General features: G+C 72.7%; 16 protein-coding genes and 1 pseudogene. 8 read left to right on the top strand and 9 right to left on the bottom strand.

Annotated features, from left to right (window positions below):
* Positions 1–113: 113 nt before the first annotated feature.
* Both AB0F70_RS07515 and AB0F70_RS07510 read left to right on the top strand, forming a co-directional pair.
* Positions 114–365: pseudogene (locus tag AB0F70_RS07515) on the top strand (helix-turn-helix domain-containing protein); the annotation flags it as partial.
* Positions 366–387: 22 nt separating this feature from the next.
* The gene (locus tag AB0F70_RS07510) at positions 388–993 is read left to right on the top strand and encodes an IclR family transcriptional regulator C-terminal domain-containing protein (protein WP_357445535.1); all 606 of its coding nucleotides are present in this window, start codon (positions 388–390) and stop codon (positions 991–993) included.
* Positions 994–1,065: 72 nt separating this feature from the next.
* On the opposite strand, the gene AB0F70_RS07505 is transcribed toward AB0F70_RS07510, so the two are convergent.
* On the bottom strand, positions 1,066–1,992 hold the full coding sequence (locus tag AB0F70_RS07505; RefSeq protein ID WP_357445532.1) for a diacylglycerol kinase family protein: 927 nt from the start codon (positions 1,990–1,992) through the stop codon (positions 1,066–1,068).
* A gap of 9 nt (positions 1,993–2,001) precedes the next feature.
* A complete protein-coding gene (locus AB0F70_RS07500) occupies positions 2,002–3,699 on the bottom strand; it encodes an FAD-binding oxidoreductase (RefSeq protein ID WP_357445529.1) in 1,698 nt (565 codons plus the stop codon).
* Between the two features lie 63 nt (positions 3,700–3,762).
* Between AB0F70_RS07500 and AB0F70_RS07495 the strand changes: the two genes are divergently transcribed.
* Together AB0F70_RS07495 and AB0F70_RS07490 are read left to right on the top strand one after the other, a co-directional pair.
* Positions 3,763–4,353, top strand: a complete 591-nt coding sequence (locus tag AB0F70_RS07495; protein WP_357445526.1) for a helix-turn-helix domain-containing protein — start codon at positions 3,763–3,765, stop codon at positions 4,351–4,353.
* A gap of 44 nt (positions 4,354–4,397) precedes the next feature.
* Positions 4,398–5,981 carry a glycerol-3-phosphate dehydrogenase/oxidase gene (locus AB0F70_RS07490; protein ID WP_357445523.1) on the top strand — a complete coding sequence of 528 codons (1,584 nt, stop codon included), beginning with the start codon at positions 4,398–4,400 and terminating at the stop codon, positions 5,979–5,981.
* Here the strand turns inward: AB0F70_RS07490 and AB0F70_RS07485 are convergent.
* The 3 genes from AB0F70_RS07485 to AB0F70_RS07475 all read right to left on the bottom strand — a co-directional run bounded on the left by AB0F70_RS07485 (position 5,978) and on the right by AB0F70_RS07475 (position 10,395).
* Positions 5,978–6,721, bottom strand: coding sequence for a phosphatase PAP2 family protein (locus AB0F70_RS07485; protein WP_357445520.1), 744 nt, complete (start codon positions 6,719–6,721; stop codon positions 5,978–5,980). The genes AB0F70_RS07490 and AB0F70_RS07485 overlap by 4 nt on opposite strands.
* Positions 6,722–6,838: 117 nt before the next feature.
* Complete coding sequence (locus tag AB0F70_RS07480) at positions 6,839–9,280, bottom strand: glycoside hydrolase N-terminal domain-containing protein (protein ID WP_357445517.1); 2,442 nt, start codon at positions 9,278–9,280, stop codon at positions 6,839–6,841.
* 50 nt (positions 9,281–9,330) lie between these two features.
* Positions 9,331–10,395, bottom strand: coding sequence for a LacI family DNA-binding transcriptional regulator (locus AB0F70_RS07475; protein ID WP_357445514.1), 1,065 nt, complete (start codon positions 10,393–10,395; stop codon positions 9,331–9,333).
* A 148-nt stretch (positions 10,396–10,543) separates the two neighbouring features.
* Between AB0F70_RS07475 and AB0F70_RS07470 the strand changes: the two genes are divergently transcribed.
* The 4 genes from AB0F70_RS07470 (at position 10,544) to AB0F70_RS07455 (ending at position 15,683) form a co-directional block, all read left to right on the top strand.
* Complete coding sequence (locus AB0F70_RS07470; protein WP_357446001.1) at positions 10,544–11,422, top strand: sugar ABC transporter permease; 879 nt, start codon at positions 10,544–10,546, stop codon at positions 11,420–11,422.
* Positions 11,423–11,425: 3 nt separating this feature from the next.
* Positions 11,426–12,355, top strand: a complete 930-nt coding sequence (locus AB0F70_RS07465; protein WP_357445511.1) for a carbohydrate ABC transporter permease — start codon at positions 11,426–11,428, stop codon at positions 12,353–12,355.
* Positions 12,356–12,416: 61 nt separating this feature from the next.
* The gene (locus tag AB0F70_RS07460; RefSeq protein WP_357445508.1) at positions 12,417–13,760 is read left to right on the top strand and encodes a sugar ABC transporter substrate-binding protein; all 1,344 of its coding nucleotides are present in this window, start codon (positions 12,417–12,419) and stop codon (positions 13,758–13,760) included.
* A gap of 93 nt (positions 13,761–13,853) precedes the next feature.
* Complete coding sequence (locus tag AB0F70_RS07455; protein ID WP_357445506.1) at positions 13,854–15,683, top strand: beta-galactosidase family protein; 1,830 nt, start codon at positions 13,854–13,856, stop codon at positions 15,681–15,683.
* A gap of 317 nt (positions 15,684–16,000) precedes the next feature.
* Here AB0F70_RS07455 and AB0F70_RS07450 read toward each other — a convergent pair whose 3' ends face one another.
* Genes AB0F70_RS07450 through hutU form a run of 4 tightly spaced genes read right to left on the bottom strand, consistent with a single transcriptional unit; the run spans position 16,001 to position 21,754 of the window.
* Complete coding sequence (locus AB0F70_RS07450) at positions 16,001–17,233, bottom strand: amidohydrolase family protein (protein ID WP_357445503.1); 1,233 nt, start codon at positions 17,231–17,233, stop codon at positions 16,001–16,003.
* The gene (locus AB0F70_RS07445; protein ID WP_357445500.1) at positions 17,230–18,645 is read right to left on the bottom strand and encodes a formimidoylglutamate deiminase; all 1,416 of its coding nucleotides are present in this window, start codon (positions 18,643–18,645) and stop codon (positions 17,230–17,232) included. The genes AB0F70_RS07450 and AB0F70_RS07445 overlap by 4 nt, the downstream gene beginning before the upstream one ends.
* Positions 18,642–20,081 (bottom strand): allantoate amidohydrolase, encoded by a 1,440-nt coding sequence (locus tag AB0F70_RS07440; protein ID WP_357445497.1) that lies wholly within the window; start codon positions 20,079–20,081, stop codon positions 18,642–18,644. Before AB0F70_RS07440 ends, AB0F70_RS07445 begins: the two co-directional genes overlap by 4 nt.
* Positions 20,078–21,754 (bottom strand): urocanate hydratase, encoded by a 1,677-nt coding sequence (gene hutU / locus AB0F70_RS07435; protein WP_357445494.1) that lies wholly within the window; start codon positions 21,752–21,754, stop codon positions 20,078–20,080. Before hutU ends, AB0F70_RS07440 begins: the two co-directional genes overlap by 4 nt.
* Between the last annotated feature and the right edge of the window lie 12 nt (positions 21,755–21,766).

Raw genomic sequence — 21,766 nt, 5'->3', positions numbered from 1 at the left:
AGTTCAGGTAAATTCATGGATTCGCCGTATCTGTGCAGTCGTCGTTGATCGCCCAGGGTGATCCCGCCCGTGTTCCCACCTGCATCGTGACCTCGGCCACGCCCGTGGCTACGATGTCTGCGAGGGCACACACACTGTTGCACCCTCGATCCACCCTGTCGAGACCCATCCGGACGGGACCAGCAGTCGAAACGACCGTCGGCAACCCCACCGACGAGCAAGGGGGGCACGTGGCACTCGACGCCGACCGAGAACGCCCGGACGACCTGGTGCAGAGCGTTGCGCGCGCCTTCCGCGTCCTGGAGGTCGTCACCCGAACTCCGGGTCTGCCGGTCAAGGCGATCGCACGCCGCAGCGGGCTCAACCTCTCGACCACGGTACCACCTGGTGCGCACGCTCGCCTACAAGGGCTATGTCACCCGCCTCAAGGACGGCACGTACGACGTCGGCGACCAGGTGAGCCAGCGGTTCTACGAGCAGCTCGGCTCGCTCGGCCGCGGACCCGGCACCCGTGAGGTGCTGCGCCACCTCGCCCAGACCACCGGCTACAGCGCGTACCTCGGCCGCATCAGCGCAGGTCGGGTAGTCGTCGTCGACTACTCGGAGGCCCCCGGCTCTCCGTACCTCGAGGACCTGGAGCGCGGGCTCGACGTGTCCGCGCACGCCACCGCGCTCGGCAAGGCCCTGCTGCTCGGCATCACCCGCCGGGAGCGCTACGACCTGGTGCTCGAAGCCGGGATGCGCAAGTTCACCGCGCGTACCGCCGCCGACATCACGGCGCTCGACGCACAGCTCGCGCGCATGCGGCCGGACAACGTTGTCGAAGAGCACGGCGAGTTCCGCGACGACATCACCTGCGCCGCCCACCTCGTCCCGCGCCGTGCGGGCGACGACGTCACCTGGGCCGTCGGGCTCAGCATCCCCGGCGAGGTGGTGCCGCTGCAGGCCCGCCGCGAGCTGAGCCTGGTCGCCGGAGACCTCGCAACGGTCTGACCTGCCGCTCATCTCCGTTGAGTGCGTGATATTCGCCCTCTCGACGACCGTCCGAGGGCGAATATCACGCACTCAACGGGGTGGGTGGGGGACGCACAAGGTGAGGGACTCACGGTTCGTCGCCAGCGTGAGCGGGAGATTGCCGGCCGGCTCGCCGTCCGCGTACGCGACCAGGCCCGCCGGGGACTCCAGCCGGATCACCGGTGCGCGCAGCGTGGTGACGTCGGGCCGCCCGACGTGTGCGCCCGCCTTGATGAGGGCGTCGAACGCGAGCACCTTGAAGCGCCCGACGGCGTGCACCAGGGTCACGTCCAGCAGCCCGTCCGCCGGGTCGGCGGCGGGGCAGATCGGCACGCCGCCGCCGTAGTACCGGGTCAGGCCGATCGCGAGCATGTACCCGTCCTGTTCGAACGCCGGTGCGCCCGCCGGGTGCAGCCGGTAGGCGAACCTCCGCAGCCGCAGCCACTCCAGGTAGACGGCGACCTTGTAGCGCGCCGGACCGGTCGGCCACGTCATGCGGTTGGTGCGTTCGTTGGTCAGTGAGTCCAGCCCCGCGCACAGCACGGTGACGAAGTGGCGCACCGTGCCGTCGTCGGCGGTGACGGTGCCCGTGTCGACACGACGGCGGGCGCCGTCGAGCGCGAGGTCGGCGGCGGCCGCGGCGTCGTCCAGCGGGATGCCGTGCTCTCGGGCGAGGTCGTTGCCCGTGCCGCCGGGGATCACCGCCAGCGGGACGCCGGACTCCAGCAAGGGCGCCAGCACCGCCGAGACGGTGCCGTCACCGCCGGCCACCACGAGCACGTCAGGACCCTCGTCGACCGCCCGCCTGCCGAGCGCGGCCGTCTTCTCCTCGCTCGCGCCCTGGTAGACCCGGACGTCGACGCCCCGGGCCCGCAGCCGCTCGATCGCGACCTGCCCGCTGTCGGCCCCGACGCCGTGCCCCGAGACGGGGTTCACGAGCACCGCGATGTGCCCGGCCCTGCCGACCTGCTGAGTCATGGCCGAAACCTACCGGAGCCGACGATCGACGAGAGCCCCCGGATTCATGATCCCGGCGGGGTCGAGCTCCGCCTGCACCGCGCGGAGCATGCGGAGGCCCGCGGAGCCGATCTCGTGCTCCAGCCACGGCGCGTGGTCCGCGCCGATGCCGTGGTGGTGGCTGATGGTGCCGCGCGCCGCCATGATCGCGTCGTTCACCCGGGACTTCACCCGGTCCCACGGTTCGAGCGGCTCGGTGCCGAGACCGGCGATCACCGTGAAGTAGAGCGAGGCGCCCGTCGGGTACACGTGCGAGATGTGGCAGAGGATGCGGTTCCGCGCCCGCTCCCCCGCGAACCCGTCGGCGAGCGCAGCGGTGACCGCCGCCTTGAGCGTGTGCAGGTTCGACCAGGTGGTGGCCGTCTCCAGCGTCTCGCAGAACACGCCGTGGGCCAGCAGCGCGTCCCGGAGGTATGGCGCCTTGAACCGGCCGTGGTCCCAGGATGCGGCGAGCCTTGGATCGGCGAGCTCTCCGCCGGCGGCGCGCAGCACCCGCGCGGTCGCCTCGCGGCGGCCCGCCGCCAGCTCTGCCGGTCCTTCGTGCAGGACGACGGCGGTACAACCCTTGGCCAGCGCCCTCCCGATGTTGCCGACCTGGGCCAGGGACACCGCCGTCTCGTCCTCGTCGGACAGTCGGATCACCGTGGGCCCGGTACCGAGCTGCGCCACGCCGCGCAGCGCGTCCGTGCCGGCGGCGAAGCTGCCGAAGGTCCAGGCGTCGAACAGTCGAGCCTCGGGCGTCGGGTGGACGGCGAGCCGTACCTGGGTGATCACGCCGAAGGTCCCCTCGGACCCGAGGAACCAGCGCGTCAGGTCCGGTCCGGCCGCCGAGCCCGGCGCCCTGCCCAGGTCGAGCGTGCCCGTCGGCGTAACCACTCGTAGTCCGGTGACCATCGTGTCGAACCGTCCGTAGCCCGCGGAGTTCTGCCCGGAGGACCGCATGGCGGCGAACCCGCCGAGCGTCGCGAACTCGAAGCTCTGCGGGAAGTGGCCGAGCTCGAAGCCGCGCTCCGCCAGGAGCGTCTCGGCGACAGGCGCAGTGGTGCCGGCCAGGAAGGTCGCCTCGTGGGCGAGCTCGTCGAGCGCCACCAGCCCCGAGAGCCTGTGCAGGTCCAGGCTGACCACGCCCCGGTGCGGCCCGGCGTCGGGCGTCAGACCGCCCGTCACCGCCGTACCGCCCCCGAACGGCACCACCGCGAGGCCCCGCTCGCCCGCGACAGCCAGCACCGCCGCGACCTCGTCCTCGGTGGCGGGCTGCACGACGGCGCCCGGCGCCGCCTGCACGGCCTGTCGCCGCCTGAGCAGGTCGGGCGTTGACTTGCCGCCCGCGTGCAGCAGCCGTACGTCGTGGCCTGCGTCGACGTGGTCGTCACCGACCGCCTTGGCCAGCGCCGCCAGGTCGTCGTCGGCCAGGGGTGGGGTGCTGATCGTGACCTCGGCGAGGCGCGGCGCGGACGGCGCCTTCGGCAGGCGCCCGAGCACCGCGGCGAGCAGCAGCTTCACGCCGTTCGGGAGCCCGTGCGCGCGGGCCGGGTCGCCCCAGCCGTCCCAGCGCATGTAGGTGCGCTCGTGGTCCGGGCTCTCATTACCCGGCTGCTTGTCCGGCTGCTTGTCCGGCTGCTTGTCCGGCTGCTTGTCCGGCTGCGTGCTGTCCGGCAGCGTGCTCACGCGTCCTCCGTTGATCTGGCGGTGTGGCCTCCCATCCTGACGCGCGTTACAGTTTGACACAAGATGACAATTCGTAACGGTATTTCTGACGACGGTATCGACCGCACCGAGGAGCGCCTGCTGCGCCACGCCGCCGAGATAGTCGCGACCCGCGGTATGCGCGGCCTGTCGATCACCGAGCTCGCCCGCGCCGCCGGTGTCTCACGCCCTACGGTCTACCGCCGCTGGGAGTCCGCGGACGAGGTCCTGCGCGCCCTCATCGCCCACCGCATGCAGCTCGTGATCAACGCAGTCGGCCCGCAGGCGGCCGATCGCGCGGCGATCGTCGGCAAGGTGGTCCGGTTCGGGGACCTGTTCCATGCGGACGCCCTGTTCGGGCGACTCCTGAGCAACGAGCCGGAGGTGTTCACCCGCTACGCGTTCCAGCGGATCGGCCGGTCGCAGCGGGTGGTCCTCGAATGGCTGGCGGCCGCCATCGCGGCCGGTCAGCAGGGCGGCACCGTCCGGACCGGCTCGGCGACGGACATGGCGGTGATGGTCCTGCTCATCTCCCAGTCCGTGGTGCTCTCGCACAAGACGGTCGCCGCGGTCATCGACGACGACGCCCTGCGCACCGAGCTCGCACACGCCCTCGACGGGTACCTCCGCCCCTGACCCGGACGCCCGGCACGCGGCGTCCCTCACCGGAAGCAGGACCGATGCAGAGCACCGCCCTCACCGCCCTGCGCCGCCGGCGCGAGCTGGACGAGCTCACCGCCGAGACCGTCGACCTGCTCGTCGTCGGCGGCGGCGTGACGGGCACCGGGGTGGCCCTCGACGCCGCGGCGCGCGGCCTGTCGGTGGCCCTCGTGGAGGCGCGCGACCTCGCCTGGGGCACCTCCCGGTGGAGCTCCAAGCTGGCGCACGGCGGGCTGCGGTACCTGGCAACGGGCGACGTCGGCGTGGCTCGCGAGAGCGCGCGCGAACGGCACGTCCTGATGACCCGCACCGCGCCGCACCTGGTGCGGGCGCTGCCGCAGGTGCTCCCGCTGACCCCCGGCACGGGGCGCCGACGCGGCCTCACCGTCGGCATCGGGTTCGGCCTCGGTGACCTGCTGCGCCGCGACGCCGGGACGTCGTCCCTCGTGCTGCCCGGACCGCGCCTCGCCCGGCCCGGCGAGGTCGCCCGGCTCGTGCCCGCCGTCGCGCGCGAGCGCCTGCACGGCGCGTGGATAGCGCACGACGGCCAGCTGGTCGACGACGCCCGGCTCGTCGTCGCGCTCGCCCGCACCGCTGCGGGGCGCGGGGCGAAGATCCTGACCCGGGTGCGGGCCATCAGCCTGCGCGCGGACGGCGCGACGCTCGAGGACACCCTCACCGGTGCGACCCTCACCGTGCGGGCCCGCGTGGTGGTGAACGCGACGGGCGTCTGGGCCGGGACGGTCGACCCGTCGGTGCGGCTCCGGCCGAGCCGTGGCACGCACGTGGTCGTCCCCGCTGCCCGGCTCGGCAGCCCGACGGGCGCCCTCATGGTGCCGGTGCCCGGCTCCGGCTCGCGGTACGTGTTCGCGCTGCCCGCCCAGCTCGGGCGGGTGGTCATCGGCCTCACCGACGAGGAGGCGCCCGGCCCCGTCCCGGACGTTCCGGTGGCCACGCAGGCCGAGATCGACTTCCTGCTGGAGACGGTGTCCGGCGTCCTGGCCCGCCCCTTGCTGCCCGACGACGTGGTGGGCACCTTCGCGGGGCTGCGGCCCCTTGTCGACACCGCCGGGTCGAGCGACGGTCCCTCCGCCGACGTCTCGCGCAAGCACCTCGTGGAGGTGTCGCCGTCGACCGGCGCGGTCAACGTGCTGGGCGGCAAGCTGACCACCTACCGCACGATGGCCGAGGACGCCGTGGACCTGGCGGTCAAGCACGCCGGGCTCACCGCCGGGCCGTGCTGGACGACCGCGCTGCCGCTGGTGGGCGCGCCGTCACTGGTGGGGCCGGGCTCGACTGTCGAGTCCGGTCGGGGTGGCGAGCTGCCCGACTCCCTCGTCGCCCGGTACGGGACCGAGGCCGCGGAGGTGCTGGCCGCCGCAGCGCTGCCCGGTTCGGCGTCCGCCATCGGGCAAGGCATCGCCGGTGCCGCCCACCTGGACATCACCCGTGCCGAGATCGAGTGGGCGGTGACGCACGAGGGTGCGCTGGACGCCGACGACGTGCTGGACCGGCGCACGCGCATCGGGCTGGTCCCCGCGGACCGCGCGGCGGTGCGCGACGGCGTCGAGGAGCTGGTCGCGGACGCCCTGGCGCGGCTCTAGCTCGGCGGCGCGGGTATGCGTTCTCTTCGGCGGCGGCGCGGGGCGCGGAGCACCGACAGCGACACCATGCAGGCGATGAACCCGAGCAGCCACCCACCGGGGATGTCGCTCAGCCAGTGATAGTCCAGCCACGACATGAGGCCGCCGGCGATCGCGACGATGACGCCGATCACCGGGATCATCTTGCGCAGCCTGCTGACGCTCGGCCTCAGGCCGCCGTGGGCGTACAGCAGGCAGAGGATGAAGAAGCCGGTGAAGAACGTGTTCGACGCGTGCCCGGACGGGAACGCCTGACCGCCGGCGTGCAGCACGTCCATGTTGTGGTGCGGGCCGGTGCGGCCCAGGCCGAACTTGGTGCCGTAGCCGATCAGCGCGATGGTCACGAGGCCTGCCAGCACCGCGAGCACCGGGCGCCGGGTGGCGAGCTTCCAGAACGAGCTGGGGCCACCCTGCTTCCAGGCGACGTAGAACGCGGTGCCGCCCACCATGGGGATGGTGAACAGGCGGTCGCCGGTGATGTTCGCGACGACGTCGAGAAAGATCTTCTCCCAGCCCGTGGGGTGGTGCGCGTCCACGTAGTAGTGGAACTGCCAGTCCCAGGCGATGAACGGGCCGCGTACGACCACCTGCCAGATGAGGAAGGCGAAGACCAGCGCCCCGATGCCTGCAGCGACCATCGAGCTGCGCCAGGTGGGAAGGGTCGACGGGTCGAGCGGAGCCTCGGTTGACGGTGACTCCACGCGCGTCCCACCCCTGCCTTCTGATTGCGCCATCGTGCCGATCCTACGGGTTTCAGGGTGAATGTTCGGTGCCAAGAAGGTGTCCAGCGGGCGCTGTGCGTAACGATCCCTGCACGTTCACACCTGCCCCTGGACGACCGTATACCGCTCGCCCACGGTGGCGTCCCAGGCCAGGCGCATGCGGCCGGACGGCGCCGACGCGACGGGGAGCGTCGCAACAGGTGCCCCCGACGCGTCCAGGACCCCGACGGACGTGCCCAGCGTCACGTCAAGGATCACCCGGTGGCCGCCCGCCGTGACCGTCGCGCCGGCCAGCAGGCCGTCCCGCCAGGCGACGTCGACCACGTGCCCGCCGCGGCAGCGCAGCCCGCGCGCATGACCCGCGGACCAGGACGGCGGCAGCGTCGGCAGCAGGCTCACTGCGTCGTCGTGCCCCTGGACCAGGAGCTCGGCCATGCCCGCCGTGCCACCGAGGTTGCCGTCGATCTGGAACACCCAGCCCTCGGGCAGCCATTCGGCCGGGTGCAGGTCCAGCAGCGACGCCGAGCTGAGGTCATCGATCAGGATCGCGAGCGACCGCTCAGCGAGCGCCGGGTCCCGCAGGCGTGCCGCGAGGCACAGGATCCAGGCCTGGCTCCAGCCCGTGTAGCCCGACCCCTGGTCGAGCCGGAGCTTCAGGGCCTCGCGTGCGGCCTCGAAGTGCTCGGGCGTGCGGGTCTCGGTGATGCGGGTGCCCGGGTACAGGCCGTACAGGTGCGACAGGTGGCGGTGTCCCGGCTCGCCCGGTGTCCGCTCCGTCATGTACTCGAGCAGGTCCCCGCCCGGGCCCACCTGCACGGGGCGCAGCCGGTCCAGGGCGTCGCGCGCCCGGGCGGCGAGGTCGTCGTCCGACGGCTGACCAGGCTCCACGGGGGCGCCGTGCTTGATGAGGGCCAGGTATCGGCCGAGCACCTCGGCGGCGAGCTCCTGGTCCATGGCGCAGCCCGCGTCGACCGCGTACTCCTGACCGTCGAGGACGAACGTGTGCTCAGGGGACGACGACGGGCTCACGACGAGCGTGCCCTCGCCGTCGGCGACCAGCATGTCGAGCGTGTGCTCGACGGCCGCTCGGTGCACCGGGAGAGCCGCCGCGACGTCGGCCTGCGCCTGTGGCCCCGCGCCGAAGTCCAGGTGGTCGCCGAGGTGCGCGGCGAGCCAGGGCAGCGCGGACGGCCAGCTCGACCACTTGGGCTCACCGGCGACGGGCGCGGTGAACTGCCACAGGTCGGTGTTGTGGTGCACCGCCGACCCGCGCGTGCCGTAGAAGTCGCGCGCGGTGCGCCGTCCGGCGTCGGCCAGGTCTATGACCAGGCCGAACAGGGGTTCCGCGAGGTCGGCCAGGCCGGTGGGCTCGGCGGGCCAGTAGGCCATGGGCAGATTGACGTTGGTGGTCCAGTCGCAGCTCCAGGGCGGCGTCGGGTCGGCGTTCCAGATGCCCTGCAGGTTCAGGGGCTGCGTGCCGGGCCGGGAGCCCGCGATCATCAGGTATCGCCCCAGGTGGAAGTACCGTTCGGCCGCCGCAGCGGCCGGGTCGCCCGAGGCCGAGAGGTCGAGGTCCGCCCGGTCGTAGTAGGACCGGTGGTCGAGCTCGTGCTCGGCACGCAGGTCGGCGGTGGTGCGCCGGCGGGCCGCCTCGACGCGGGCCTCGGCCAGGGCGGCCAGCGATCCGACGTCGGCGCTCGGATGTTGTGCCGGCCCCCGGAAGCCGGACTCCGCCGCGACGATCAGGCGGGCGCCGTCGGCGGTCTGCTCGACGCAGGCCACGAGGGCGAACCCCATCCCAGCTGGCACCGTCCCTGCGGCGTCCGGGGTGTCGTCGGGGTACCGCACCACCTCGTCGGGCCCGGGGGTGACGAGCACGGGCACCCGGCCGGTCACGACGGTCCACGACGCGCCGTCCCGCACCTCCCGCTCGACGACAAAAGGATGCGCCCCCTCGACCCCGACCGTTGAGTGCTGGCTATTCGCCCCCTCAAGGGCCTCTTCAGGGGCAAATATCCCGCACTCAACGGCGGTGGCGACCAGGACCGCGGACGGGGCCGAGACGAAGACGTCCAGGCCCGACTGTGGGGCGGCCGACGCGGCGTCGGCCGACGCGCCGCCAGGCGCCGCGTAGCGCACCGAGGCCACGGCGCTGCGCAGGTCCAGGGTGCGCCGGTAGCCGGTGGCATGCTCCGGAACCGGGCCGTACGCCCAGGTCAGGCGGGCGAGCGGCTGGTACGACTGGACCCAGCGGTCCGAGAGGTTCGCGCGCGCCAGCCGGTCGGCCTCCGCGTGGTCGCCCGCCGCGATCGCCTCCCGCAGCAGCACCACGGTCTCGGGATCTGGCGGGTCGACGACGGCGGTGGCCGGCCCTCCTGACCACAGGGTGTCGAGGTTGAGGTCGAACACCTCGGAGCCGACGCCGCCCCGCAGCGCGGCTCCGAGCGTGCCGTTGCCCACGAGAAAGCTGTCGATGAACGTGCCAGAGGGTTCGTTCAGCTCAACCAGGTGCCGCCCGACGGCGTCGTCGCTGCTCATGTCGGCAGATCATGCCAGGTCGAACTTGCCAGGTCTCCCGTCCGCACGGCCTACGCCGGCGGGGGCGCCGTGCTCTGCCGGACCAGGAGCGACACGGGGACCACCTCGTGCAGGTCCTCGGCGTCGCCGTCGTCCTCGATCTCCCCGGACCGCACCTGCTGCAGCAGCCGGGCCACGAGCCGCGTGCCGATCTCGTCGAAGTCCTGCGCCACCGTCGTCAGGGGCGGCCAGAGGTAGCCGGCCAGCAGGACGTCGTCGAACCCGACCACCGAGACGTCGCCCGGCACGGCGCGCCCGGCCTCGTGCAGCGCCCGGAGCACACCGGCGGCCATCTCGTCGTTCGCGCAGAACACCGCGGTGACCTCCGGGTCGGCGGCGAGCCGGCGTCCGGCGTCGTACCCGGAGGCCGCCGTCCAGTCCCCCTCCACGAGCTCGGGAACCGGGCTGCCCGCGGCCACCAGCGCGTCCCGCCACGCCTCGGCGCGCAGCTGGGCGGGTATCGAGTCAGCGGGCCCGGCGACGTGGTGCACGGTGCGATGCCCCAGGTCCAGCAGGTGCTGCGTGGCGCTGCGGGCGCCGTCGGTCTGGTCCGCGCCGACGGCGGGGTGGTGGCCCACGAACCGTGAGTCCGACACGACGACGGGCAGCCGCGGGGGCAGCGCCAGCGTGTCCGGCGTGGCGGTCTCGGCCCGGATGATCACCAGGCCGTCGATGGCCTGGTGCGAGAGCCTGGTCGCCGCGGCGGAGACGACGTCGGACGACGGGCTCTCGACGTCGATCAGCGTCACCGTGTAGCCCTCCCTGCGCGCCGCCTCGACGACCGCCTCGACCGTCCGGGACTCACCGGTCCGGGCCAGCCGGTGGGCGATCACACCGATCGTCCGGAAGCTGCCGTACCGCAATGCTCGCGCTGCAGTGTTGGGCGCGTAACCGAGCTGCGCCATCGCTGCCAGCACCTTGTCCCGCGTGACCGGGCGCACATTGTCCAGACCCATCGACACGCGTGAAACGGTCTGCGTCGATACACCCGCCAATGCGGCTACATCGGCCAGGGACGGACCTCTGCCCTCCACGGCATCCACCTCCTCGTGACGCACCGGCGCACCGGCGCGCATTTGACACCTCGGTAACTCACGAGCACCCTAGTCCGGGTCACCATGTTTACGTCAACACGACGCCATGCTGACCCCACTCGTGAAGGAGCGACTTCTCTTGACCACGCTCGCATCGCCTCCGGCCGTGCCCAAGAACGTGCCCAGGACCATGGGGCGGATGCGTCACCGCAACCGCTGGACCGGCTGGGGCTTCGTCGGCCCGTTCATGATCGTGTTCGCCCTGGTTTTCCTGGCGCCGATCATCTACTCCCTGTATCTGAGCCTGTTCCAGACCAAGCTCGTGGGCGGTACGTCGTTCGTCGGGCTGGACAACTACGCCCGGGCGCTCGGTGACCCGCAGTTCTGGGACGGCGTCGGCCGCGTCACGCTGTTCCTCGCGGTCCAGGTGCCCGTGATGCTCGGCATCTCCCTGCTGGTCGCCCTCGCGATCGACAGCGGCCGCCTCTACGGGCGCGACTTCTTCCGGCTCACGATCTTCCTGCCGTACGCGGTGCCCGGCGTCGTCGCCGCGCTGATGTGGGGCTTCATGTACGGGGACCGGTTCGGCCTGGTCGGCAACGTCAACGACCTGCTCGGCAGCAGCATCCCGGACCCGCTCGCCTCCGCCCTGGTGCTCCCCGCGATCGGCAACATCGTGACCTGGGAGTTCGTCGGCTACAACATGCTGATCTTCTACTCGGCGCTGCGCGTCGTGCCGGCCTCCCTCTACGAGGCGGCGGAGATCGACGGCGCTGGCCCGTGGCGGGTGATCTCCGCGATCAAGCTCCCCGCGATCCGCGGCGCCCTCGTGGTGGCGACCATCTTCTCGATCATCGGCTCCTTCCAGCTCTTCAACGAGCCGAGCATCCTGCAGGCGCTGTCGCTGAACTACATCTCGACGCACTACACCCCCAACCTGTACGCCTACTCGCTGTCCTTCTCCGGCCAGCAGTACAACTACTCGGCCACGGTGGCGATCATCATGGGCGTGCTCACGATGCTCGTGGCCTACGTGGTGCAGCTGCGCGGCATGCGCAAGGAGGCCTGAGCCATGAGCACCAACACCCTGCTGAACGCGCCCACCGTGCGGAAGCCCCGGCCGCGCCCGCGCATCAAGTCCCGCCGCAGCTCGCACGCCCGGCCGACGCGCAGCATCCTGCTCACCGTCCTCACCGCGCTCGTCGGCATCTACGCCCTGATCCCGCTGGTCTGGCTGCTGATCAACGCGACAAAGACGCAGCCCGACCTGTTCAGCTCGTTCGGTCTGTGGTTCAGCGGCGACTTCGCGCTCTGGGACAACCTGGTGGGCGTCGTCACGTACGACGACGGCGTCTTCGGCCGCTGGTTCCTCAACACCCTGATGTACGTGGTGCTGGGCGCCGGCGGCGCGACCCTGCTGGCCCTGCTCGGCGGCTACGGCCTCGCCAAGTTCAACTTCCCGGGCAAGCGCGCGGTGTTCGCGACAGTGATCGGCGCAGTGGCCGTGCCGGGCACCGCCCTGGCCGTCCCCACGTTCCTCATGTTCGCGAACATGGGCCTGACCAACACGCCCTGGTCGGTGATCATCCCGTCGCTCATCTCGCCGTTCGGGCTCTACCTCATGTGGACGTTCGCCGCCGACGCGGTGCCGGACGAGATCATGGAGGCCGCCCGGATCGACGGCGCCAGCGAGGCCCGCACCTTCTTCCAGGTGGCCCTGCCCATGCTGGCCCCCGGCATCGTGACGGTGCTGCTGTTCACCGTCGTCGCGACCTGGAACAACTACTTCCTCCCGCTGATCATGCTGCGCAACCCGGACTGGTACCCCCTGACCCTGGGCCTGAACGCGTGGAACCAGCAGGCGACCACTGCGGGCGGCGAGGCCATCTTCAACCTCGTCATCGCCGGCTCGCTCCTCACGATCCTGCCGCTCATCGCGGTCTTCCTGCTCCTGCAGCGCTACTGGCAGTCGGGTCTCGCCGCCGGCAGCGTCAAGGAGTGAGCATCCCCCGCACGGCTCGCAGAGACTCCGTTCGACTGACAATGAAGTGAGAGGAACCACCATGACCATCCGCCACCACCGCGCAGTAGGTGCGCTCGCCGCCGCGAGCGCCCTGGCGCTCACCCTGACCGCATGCGCGTCGGGGTCCACCGGCGGCGACGCCCCCGCGGAGGAGGTGTCCGCCGAGGACATCTCCGCGGCGCTCGAGGAGGGCGGCGACCTGCTGGTCTGGGCATGGGAGCCCACGCTGGACAAGGTCGTCGAGGACTTCGAGGCCAAGTACCCCAACGTGAACGTCGAGATGGCGAACGTCGGAACGGGCAACGACCACTACGTCGCCCTGCAGAACGCGATCAGCGCCGGGTCCGGCGTACCCGACGTCACCCAGATGGAGTACTACGCACTGCCGCAGTTCTCCATCGGCGAGTCGCTGGCCGACCTCGCGCCCTTCGGCGCGAGCGACCTGGAGAGCACCTACTCCCCCGGTCCGTGGGGTGCCGTGACCAGCGATGACGCCGTGTACGGCCTGCCGATGGACTCGGGCCCCATGGCGCTGTTCTACAACGCCAAGACGTTCGAGGCCGCCGGCGTCGAGGTGCCGGCCACGTGGGACGAGTTCGCCGCCGCGGCGAAGAAGATCCACGACTACGACCCGAACACGTACATCACGTCGGACAGCGGCGACGCCGGGTTCGCGACGTCGATGATCTGGCAGGCCGGCGGTCACCCGTTCAAGGTCGACGGCACGAACGTCACCGTGGACCTCGCCGACGAGGGCTCGGCCAAGTGGGCCGAGACGTGGCAGGGCCTCATCGACGACGGCCTCCTCTCCGACGTCCCCGGCTGGTCCGACGAGTGGTTCCAGGGCCTGGGCAACGGCGAGATCGCCGCGCTCGTGATGGGTGCGTGGATGCCCGCGAACCTCGAGTCCGCCGCCGCTCCGGCGTCGGGTGACTGGCGCGTGGCTCCGATGCCGCAGTGGACCGAGGGCGAGAACGCGACCGCCGAGAACGGCGGCTCCGCGCTGTCGATCACGGAGGCGAGCGAGAAGAAGGCGCTGGCCTACGGCTTCCTGGAGTACGCGAACGCCGGCGACGGTGTCGCGACGCGTCTCGAGGGCGGCAACTTCCCGGCCACGGTCGCGGACCTGAACGACCCGGAGTTCCTCGCCGTGGAGTCCGAGTACTTCGGCGGGCAGAAGATCAACGAGGTGCTCTCCGCCTCGGCCCAGGGCGTCGTGCCCGGCTGGCAGTACCTGCCGTACCAGGTCTACGCGAACAGCATCTTCCCGGACACCGCCGGCCAGGCCTACACCGGCTCGACGTCGCTGGCCGACGGCCTGAACGCCTGGCAGAAGTCGATAGTCAGCTACGGCAACGAGCAGGGCTTCAGCGTCAGCGAGTGATCCACCCGGCAAGCAACCGGTGACGACGGCGGGGGCCTCCCCCGCCGTCGTCACCGTTTTCCCCAGTCACGACAGCACCCGAGGAAACCACATATGCCCACGTTCGAGATCGGACCCGAGGACTTCCTGCTCGACGGCGAGCGGATGCAGGTCGTCAGTGGCGCACTGCACTACTTCCGCGTCCACCCCGACCAGTGGGCCGACCGCATCCACAAGGCCCGGCTGATGGGCCTGAACACCATCGAGACGTACGTCCCCTGGAACTTCCACGCGCCGGTACCCGGGGTCTTCGACCTGGACGGACGGCGCGACCTGGGCCGGTTCCTCGACCTGGTGGCGGCTGAGGGCCTGCACGCGATAGTGCGCCCGGGCCCCTACATCTGCGCGGAGTGGGACGGCGGGGGCCTGCCGGCCTGGCTGCTGGCGGACCCCGCCGTCGGCGTGCGCCGGCACGAGCCGGGCTTCCTCGACGCGATAGGCAAGTACTACGCGAGCCTGCTGCCGCTGGTGGCCGAACGTCAGGTGACGCGCGGCGGACCCGTGCTCATGGTGCAGGTCGAGAACGAGTACGGCGCCTACGGCGACGACCCCCTCCCGGAGCGGCAGAAGTACCTGCGCGCCCTCGTGGACCTGGTGCGGGAGCAGGGCATCGAGGTCCCGCTGTTCACCTGCGACCAGGCGAACGACGAGATGCTGGAGCGCGGCGGCCTGCCGGAGCTGCACAGGACCGCGACGTTCGGGTCGCGCACCACCGAGCGGTTCGAGGTGCTGCGCAGGCACCAGCCGACCGGGCCGCTGATGTGCATGGAGTTCTGGAACGGCTGGTTCGACTCCTGGGGGCTGGAGCACCACCTGGCGCCCGCCGAGGCGAACGCCGCCGACCTGGACGACCTGCTCACCGCCGGCGGCTCCGTCAACCTCTACATGTTCCACGGCGGCACCAACTTCGGGCTCACGAGCGGCGCCAACGACAAGGGCATCTACCGGCCCATCGCGACGTCGTACGACTATGACGCACCCCTCGCGGAGGACGGCAGCCCCACCGCGAAGTACTGGGCGATGCGCGACGTGATCGCGCGGCACCTGCCCGTGGCGTCGGCCGAGGAGCTGGGCGAGCGCTCGGGTGCGGAGGCCCGTAAGGCGCCGGTGCTCGACGTAGAGCTCACCGCGCACGTGGCGCTCCCCGACGTCCTGCCCGGTCTGCTCCGCGAGGAGCCGCGCGCGTTCACGCACGTGCCGAGCACCGACGATCTGGAGCTGTGGTCCGGCTTCGCGGTCTACCGCACCGACCTCCGGGCCGACGACGCGGTGCTGAGCGTCGCCGAGATACGCGACCGCGCGGTGGTGCTGGTCGACGGCGAGCAGGTGGGCGTGCTCGACCGCGGCTCGCACACGTTCGCCGTCGCGCTCCCGGCACGCGCGGGCGAGCTCACGCTGCTGGTCGAGGACCAGGGACGGGTCAACTACGGGCCGCGGATCGGCGAGCCCAAGGGGATCATCGGGCCGGTACGCACCGCCGTGCGGACCCTGGACGAGTGGCAGGCGGCCGCGCTGCGCGTCGAGGACGCCCCGGAGCTGCTGCGGGCGGCGCTGGACGCAGCTGAGGCCTCCGGGCTGGGCGCTGCTGCGACTGACAGCGGGGCCGACGGCGCCGCGGTAGCGGGCCTGCACCGCGGCACGTTCGACTCGGTCGCCGGCGCGGACCACTTCCTGCGCCTCGACGGCTGGACCAAGGGTCTGGCGTGGGTCAACGGCGAGCTGCTGGGCCGGTTCTGGAGCCTCGGGCCCACGCACACGCTGTACGTGCCGGGACCGCTGGTACGCGAGTCGGGCAACGAGCTGGTGCTGCTGGAGCTGCACGGGGCGGCGAGCAGGCGCGCCTCGTTCGTGAGCGGCCCGGACCTGGGCATCTCGGAGCAGTAGGCCGTGCGGTAAGGGGTCTCGACAGGCTCGACCACCGGTGCGGGCTTGGCCATCGGTGGTCGAGCCTGTCGAGACCTGTTCGGCCACCGCGGTCCCGGGGCGAGGCAGTACCGAGGAGCGGGTGCCAGGGCTGCTGAATTTCGTTCGGCCTGGCCCCGCTCATTTCACGTCAGCTGAACTGTTCAGCACAGCCCGCAAACCTGGTGCCCACGCGAACGAAGTTCAGCCCTGCTGGCACCCGCCGATCCAGCACACCGTGCCCCGCCGAGCCGCCGGATCTTCCGGACAGACAGGCCCCTGGCGCCGGCAAGCGGGCGTCAGACCCGGGCGCCGTCCTTCCAGACCTCGGACACCAGCGGCACGCCCGGGCGGTAGGCCAGGTAGGTGTGGCTGGGGGCGTCGAGCACGGTGAGGTCGGCGCGGGCTCCGACGCGCAGGTGTCCGACGTCGTCCCGCCGGAGCGCCGCCGCCCCGCCCGCCGTCGCCGACCAGAGGGCCTCGACGGGGCTCATCCGCATCTCGCGCACCGCGAGCGCCACGACGAACGGCATCGACGAGCTGTAGCCCGAGCCCGGGTTGCAGTCCGTGGCCAGCGCTACGGGCACGCCCGCGGCGAGCAGCCGGCGTGCGTCCGGGTAGGGCGACCGGGTGGAGAACTCGACGGCGGGCAGCAGGGTCGCGACGGTGCCGTGTCCGGTGTCAGGTCCGGTGTCGCCGTCGGACCCCGTAGACGACCCGGAACCCGCGGACCAGGACCCGGCCAGCGCGTCGACGTCGGCGTCCGTCAGGTGGGTGCAGTGGTCGACGCTCGCCGCACCGACCTCGACCGCGAGCCGGACGCCGGGGCCCGCCGACAGCTGGTTGCCGTGCACCCGGGCGAGCAGCCCGGCCCGCAGGCCGGCCCGCAGCACGGCGCGGGACTCGTCCTCGTCGAACGCGGTGGGCGCTGCGGGCTCGCAGAACACGTCGATCCAGCGGGCATGGGGGGCGCAGGCGGCGAGCATCGGGCCGGTCACGAGGCGGAGGTAGCCGGGGCGGTCGTCGGCGTACTCGGCGGGGACGGTGTGGGCGCCGAGGTAGGTCGTCTCGGGCGTGAGCTCCCGGGCGATCCGCAGCGTCCGGGCCTCGGTGGCGATGTCCTGGCCGTAGCCGCTCTTGATCTCGACGGTGGTGGTGCCCTGCGCGAGCATCTCCCGGACCAGGGCCTGGCCGCGCGCCCGCAGGATGTCGTCGCCTGCCGCGCGCGTCGCGGCGACGGTGGTGGCGATGCCCCCGCCCGTGTACGGCTCGCCGGTCATCCGCGCGGCGAACTCCGCGGACCGGTCGCCCGCGAACACCGTGTGCGAGTGGGAGTCGACGAAACCGGGGATGACGCACCGCCCGCCGAGGTCGACCGCGACGTCCGCCGCGGGCGCCGACGCGGCGGGACCCGTCCAGGCGATCCGGCCTGCGTCCACGACGACAGCGGCAACCGTCACGACCCCGAGGCCGCCCCCATGCCCCGGATCGTTCGTGACCAGCTCGCCGATGTTCGTCAGCAGCACGCTCATGCTTCGCTCCTCTGCGTCATGTCCCGAGGGTCGTGTCCCGGCCCGGCGACCGCCCAGACCTCTTCGATCGCGTCCGCGAGCATGCGCCCGCCGTCCCCGGCCCGGTGCTCGCCGCCGCGCACCACCATCTCGCCGCCCGCCACGACCTCGGACACGTCGCCCGCGCCCGCGACCAGTGCGACCTGGGCCGGGTCGATCCCCGCCGTGCGCACGGTATCCAGCCGGACCGCCACCAGGTCGGCGGGCGCCCCGACGGCGATCCGCCCGGCGGCCGGCCGGCCGAGCGCGGCGTGCCCGGCGGACGTCGCCAGCTCGATCAGCGTCGCGGGCGGGAACGAGCCCCGCAGTCCCGTCGCGAGGCGTTCGTGCTCCTCGACACCGCGCGCCTCGGCGAGCACGTCGGCGCCGACGTGCTGATCGGTGCCGACAGAGAGCGGGCTGCCCGCCCGCAGCAGTCGCAGTCCGGGGGCGATGCCGTCCGCGAGGTCGCGCTCCGTCGTCGGGCAGAGGCAGACGCCAGTGCCCGAGGCCCCGAGCAGGGTCACGTCGTCGCCGGTCAGGTGCACCGCGTGCACGGCGGTGGTGCCGGGGCCGAGTGCTCCGGCGTCGTGCAGCAGGCGCGTGGGCGTGACGCCGAAGGCCCCGGCCGCGGCCTCGTTCTCCCCGGGCTGCTCGGAGAGGTGCACGTGCAGCGGTGCCCCGGCCTGCCGCGCCCAGCGGGCCAGCTCCGCGAGCTCGGGCGGCGTGACGGCGCGCACCGAGTGGACCGCGGCGCCGACGAGCACGCGGTCGTCGGCGGCCCAGGCGGTGCGAAGCGCGTCCACGCGGCGCGCCCAGGCCCCTACCGTGCCGTCGCCGAAGCGCAGCTGCTCGGGCGCGAGCGGCTCGTGACCGTCGGGGCCGAGGCCGCCGTGCAGGTAGCAGGTGTCGAGCAGGGTGAGGTGCACCCCGGCGTCCCGGGCGGCGGAGCGCAGGGCCTCGGCCATGGCGTTCGGGCCGCCCTCGGCTGCCGGGTACGGCGTCCCGTCGGCACGGTGGTGCACGTAGTGGAACTCGCCGACGGCGGTGGTCCCGCCCAGCACCATCTCCGCGTACACGGCGCGCGCGAGCCGCTCGTACAGCTCCGGGGTCAGGGCCGTGGCCAGCGCGTACATGCCCGTGCGCCAGGTCCAGAACGACCCGCCGTCGGCGTGCGTCCGCCCGCGCAGGGCACGGTGGAACGCGTGCGAGTGCGCGTTGGCCAGCCCGGGCAGCACGACGCCGCCCAGCCGCACGTCGCCGCCCGACGCCGGTACCCCGGGCTCGACGCCGACGATCCGGCCCTCGGCAGTCTCGACCCGAACGGACCCGACGACCCCTGTGGGTGCCCCACCGTCGCCGGGCAGCCAGGCCCGCTCGCACCAGAAGCTCATCGCGTCTCCCCCACGGTGGCGGCGCCCTCGCCGCCGCCGGATGGTCGGTAGGACGTCAGGTGATCGGCATTCCGGGGTGCCGACCACCTGACGTCTTGCCGATCACGCGGTTCCGTGAGCAGGTCTGCCAGGACCGCGGTCAGCGCGGCCACGCCTGCCTCGCAGTCGGCCGCCTCCGCGAGCTCGGCCGGCGAGTGCGAGACCCCCGTGGGGTTGCGCACGAACAGCATCGCCGTGGGCACACCGGCGGCGGTGAGGATGCCGGCGTCGTGCCCGGCGCCCGTCCCGATCACCGGCGCGGGCAGGTCGGACCCGGGCCGCCCGACGACGTCGGCCAGCCGCGCCGCGAGCGCCGGATCGAACACGGTGGCGGGCGTCCACGACTCCTGCACCGGTTCCCATCCCCCGGCCCGCCCGGCCGACCGTAGGCCCGGTCGCTCAGCGTTCGTCGAACGCAGGCCCGGTCGCCCACTCAGGCCCGTTCCGGCGACCAGCCCTACGTTCGGCGCAGCTAGCGATCCTGACAGGGTGGACAGGACCGTGCGGACCGCATCCTCAGTTTCCGCGCGGGCGTCGATCCAGGCGCGGACCCGGGACGGGATCGCGTTGACGCCGTTCGGCTCGACCTGGACCTTGGCCAGTGTCGCGAGCGCCCCGGCCTGCTCGGCGGCGGCGCGGACGTCGGTGATGAGCCGCGCGAGGTCGAGCATCGGGTCGTGGCGGTGGGCCAGCGGCGTCGTGCCCGCATGGTTCGCCTCGCCCGCGAGGTCGACCCGCCAGCGGCCGTGCGGCCAGATGGCGGCGCCGACGGCGACCGGTGCGGCCTCGTCCGAGGGCAGGTCGGCCAGGTAGCGCCCCTGTTCCACGTGCAGCTCGACGAAGACGCCGACCCGCGCGAGGGCCTCGTCGTCGCGCCCGTAGTGCTCCGGCGACACACCGCCGGTCGAGACCCGCCCCAGCACGTCCGCGAGGCTGTCCCCCGCGCCGTCGCGCAGCGAGAGCAGCCGGTCCGCGCCGACCGTCCCGGTCACCGCCCGCGAGCCGAGGCAGGCGAGCCCGAACCGGGCGCCCTCCTCGTCGGAGAAGTTCACGATCCCGAGCGGCCGCTCCGGACGCACACCCGCGGCCCGCAGGGCATCGAGCGCCGCGAACGCGCTCGCCACCCCGAGCGGGCCGTCGAACGCGCCGCCGCCGGGGACGGAGTCGAGGTGGCTGCCCGTCACGACTCCGGGTCCGTCGGCGTCCGGGTCGCCCCACCACGCCCACTGGTTCCCGGCGCGGTCGACCACCACGGAGAGCCCTCGTGCTTCGGCCTCGGCGGCGAACCACTCGCGCAGGGTCAGGTCGTGCGTCGTCCACGCGAACCGCTCGTACCCGCCCGACGGCGCCCGCCCGACGTCGGCGATCGCGTCGAGCAGCCGCACGACTCCCGTCACGGCGTCTCCCGCATCGGCACGCGCAGCCCGCCGCGCTCGGCGGCCGCGACGGCGTCGTCGTACCCGGCGTCGACGTGCCGCAGCACGCCGGTCGCGGGGTCGTTGGCGAGCACCCGGGCCAGCTTCTCGGCGGCCAGCGGCGTCCCGTCCGCCACGGAGACCTGGCCGGAGTGCAGCGACCGGCCCATGCCCACACCGCCGCCGTGGTGGATCGAGACCCACGTCGCGCCGGAGGCGGTGTTCATCAGGGCGTTCAGCAGGGGCCAGTCGGCGATCGCGTCGGAGCCGTCCGCCATGGACTCCGTCTCCCGGTACGGCGAGGCGACCGAGCCGGAGTCCAGGTGGTCGCGCCCGATGGCGAGCGGCGCCGAGATCTCGCCCGACGCGACGAGCTCGTTGAATCGCAGCCCCGCGACGTCGCGCTCGCCGTGCCCGAGCCAGCAGATGCGCGCGGGCAGGCCCTGGAACGCGACCCGGTCCTGGGCGGCGCGGATCCAGCGGCCCAGGTGGTCGTTGTCGGGGAACAGGTCGAGCACCGCCTTGTCCGTCACGGCGATGTCCTTCGGGTCCCCCGACAGTGCGGCCCAGCGGAACGGGCCCTTGCCCTCCGCGAACAGCGGCCGGATGTACGCGGGCACAAAGCCCGGGAAATCGAACGCCCGCCCGTACCCGCCCTGGCGGGCCTCGTCGCGGATCGAGTTGCCGTAGTCGAACACCTCGGCGCCCGCGTCCTGGAAGCCGACCATGGCCTCGACGTGCCGGGCCATCGACTCCCGGGCGCGGTCCGTGAACCCTTCGGGGTCCTTCGCGGCGAGGTCGGCCCAGTCCTCCAGCGCGACGCCGGACGGCAGGTACGACAGCGGGTCGTGCGCCGAGGTCTGGTCCGTCACGATGTCGATCTCGACGCCCCGGCGCAGCAGCTCCGGCACGACGTCGGCCGAGTTGCCGACCACGCCCACCGACAGCGCGCGACGCTCCTTCTTCGCGGCCAGCGCCAGCTCGACGCCCTCGTCCAACGACGATGCGACGACGTCCAGGTAGCGGGTCTCGACGCGACGTTGCAGACGAGCCGGGTCGACGTCGACCACGAGGCAGACACCGCCGTTGAGCGTGACGGCCAGCGGCTGGGCGCCGCCCATGCCGCCGCAGCCGCCGGTCAGGGTGATGGTGCCAGCCAGCGTGCCGTCGAACCTCTTCGCGGCCACCGCCGCCAGCGTCTCGTACGTGCCCTGCAGGATCCCCTGCGAGCCGATGTAGATCCACGACCCGGCCGTCATCTGCCCGTACATGGTCAGGCCGAGCTGCTCCAGGCGGCGGAACTCGGGCCAGTTCGCCCAGTCGCCCACGAGGTTGGAGTTGGCGATGAGCACACGCGGCGCCCACTCGTGCGTGCGCAGCACGCCCACCGGCCGCCCGGACTGCACCATCAGCGTCTCGTCGTCGCGCAGGTCGGTGAGCGAGCGGACGATGGCGTGGTAGCTCGGCCAGTCGCGCACGGCGCGGCCGGTGCCGCCGTAGACGACCAGGTCGTCGGGCCGCTCGGCCACCTCGGGGTCGAGGTTGTTCATCAGCATGCGCAGCGGGGCCTCGGTCTGCCAGCTCCGTGCGGTCAGGCTGGTGCCGCGTGCGGCGCGGACGGCGACGGGGGTACCCCGGTCGTACGGCTGGTTCATGGTCTGCTCCAG

The sequence above is a fragment of the Promicromonospora sp. NPDC023805 genome (assembly GCF_040639635.1).
Lineage (GTDB): Bacteria > Actinomycetota > Actinomycetes > Actinomycetales > Cellulomonadaceae > Promicromonospora.
Note: the sequence above shows the minus strand (reverse complement) of the source record. Positions and strands in the feature narration are given on the sequence as shown.

What these genes read in the sequence shown, in the direction of transcription:
- AB0F70_RS07505 (WP_357445532.1), bottom strand. Translation starts at nt 1,992, where the DNA reads ATGACTCAGCAGGTCGGCAGGGCCGGGCACATCGCGGTGCTCGTGAAC.
- AB0F70_RS07495 (WP_357445526.1), top strand. Translation starts at nt 3,763, where the DNA reads ATGACAATTCGTAACGGTATTTCTGACGACGGTATCGACCGCACCGAG.
- AB0F70_RS07490 (WP_357445523.1), top strand. Translation starts at nt 4,398, where the DNA reads ATGCAGAGCACCGCCCTCACCGCCCTGCGCCGCCGGCGCGAGCTGGAC.
- AB0F70_RS07480 (WP_357445517.1), bottom strand. Translation starts at nt 9,280, where the DNA reads ATGAGCAGCGACGACGCCGTCGGGCGGCACCTGGTTGAGCTGAACGAA.
- AB0F70_RS07475 (WP_357445514.1), bottom strand. Translation starts at nt 10,395, where the DNA reads ATGCGCGCCGGTGCGCCGGTGCGTCACGAGGAGGTGGATGCCGTGGAG.
- AB0F70_RS07470 (WP_357446001.1), top strand. Translation starts at nt 10,544, where the DNA reads ATGGGGCGGATGCGTCACCGCAACCGCTGGACCGGCTGGGGCTTCGTC.
- AB0F70_RS07465 (WP_357445511.1), top strand. Translation starts at nt 11,426, where the DNA reads ATGAGCACCAACACCCTGCTGAACGCGCCCACCGTGCGGAAGCCCCGG.
- AB0F70_RS07460 (WP_357445508.1), top strand. Translation starts at nt 12,417, where the DNA reads ATGACCATCCGCCACCACCGCGCAGTAGGTGCGCTCGCCGCCGCGAGC.
- AB0F70_RS07455 (WP_357445506.1), top strand. Translation starts at nt 13,854, where the DNA reads ATGCCCACGTTCGAGATCGGACCCGAGGACTTCCTGCTCGACGGCGAG.
- AB0F70_RS07450 (WP_357445503.1), bottom strand. Translation starts at nt 17,233, where the DNA reads ATGAGCGTGCTGCTGACGAACATCGGCGAGCTGGTCACGAACGATCCG.
- AB0F70_RS07445 (WP_357445500.1), bottom strand. Translation starts at nt 18,645, where the DNA reads ATGAGCTTCTGGTGCGAGCGGGCCTGGCTGCCCGGCGACGGTGGGGCA.
- hutU (WP_357445494.1), bottom strand. Translation starts at nt 21,754, where the DNA reads ATGAACCAGCCGTACGACCGGGGTACCCCCGTCGCCGTCCGCGCCGCA.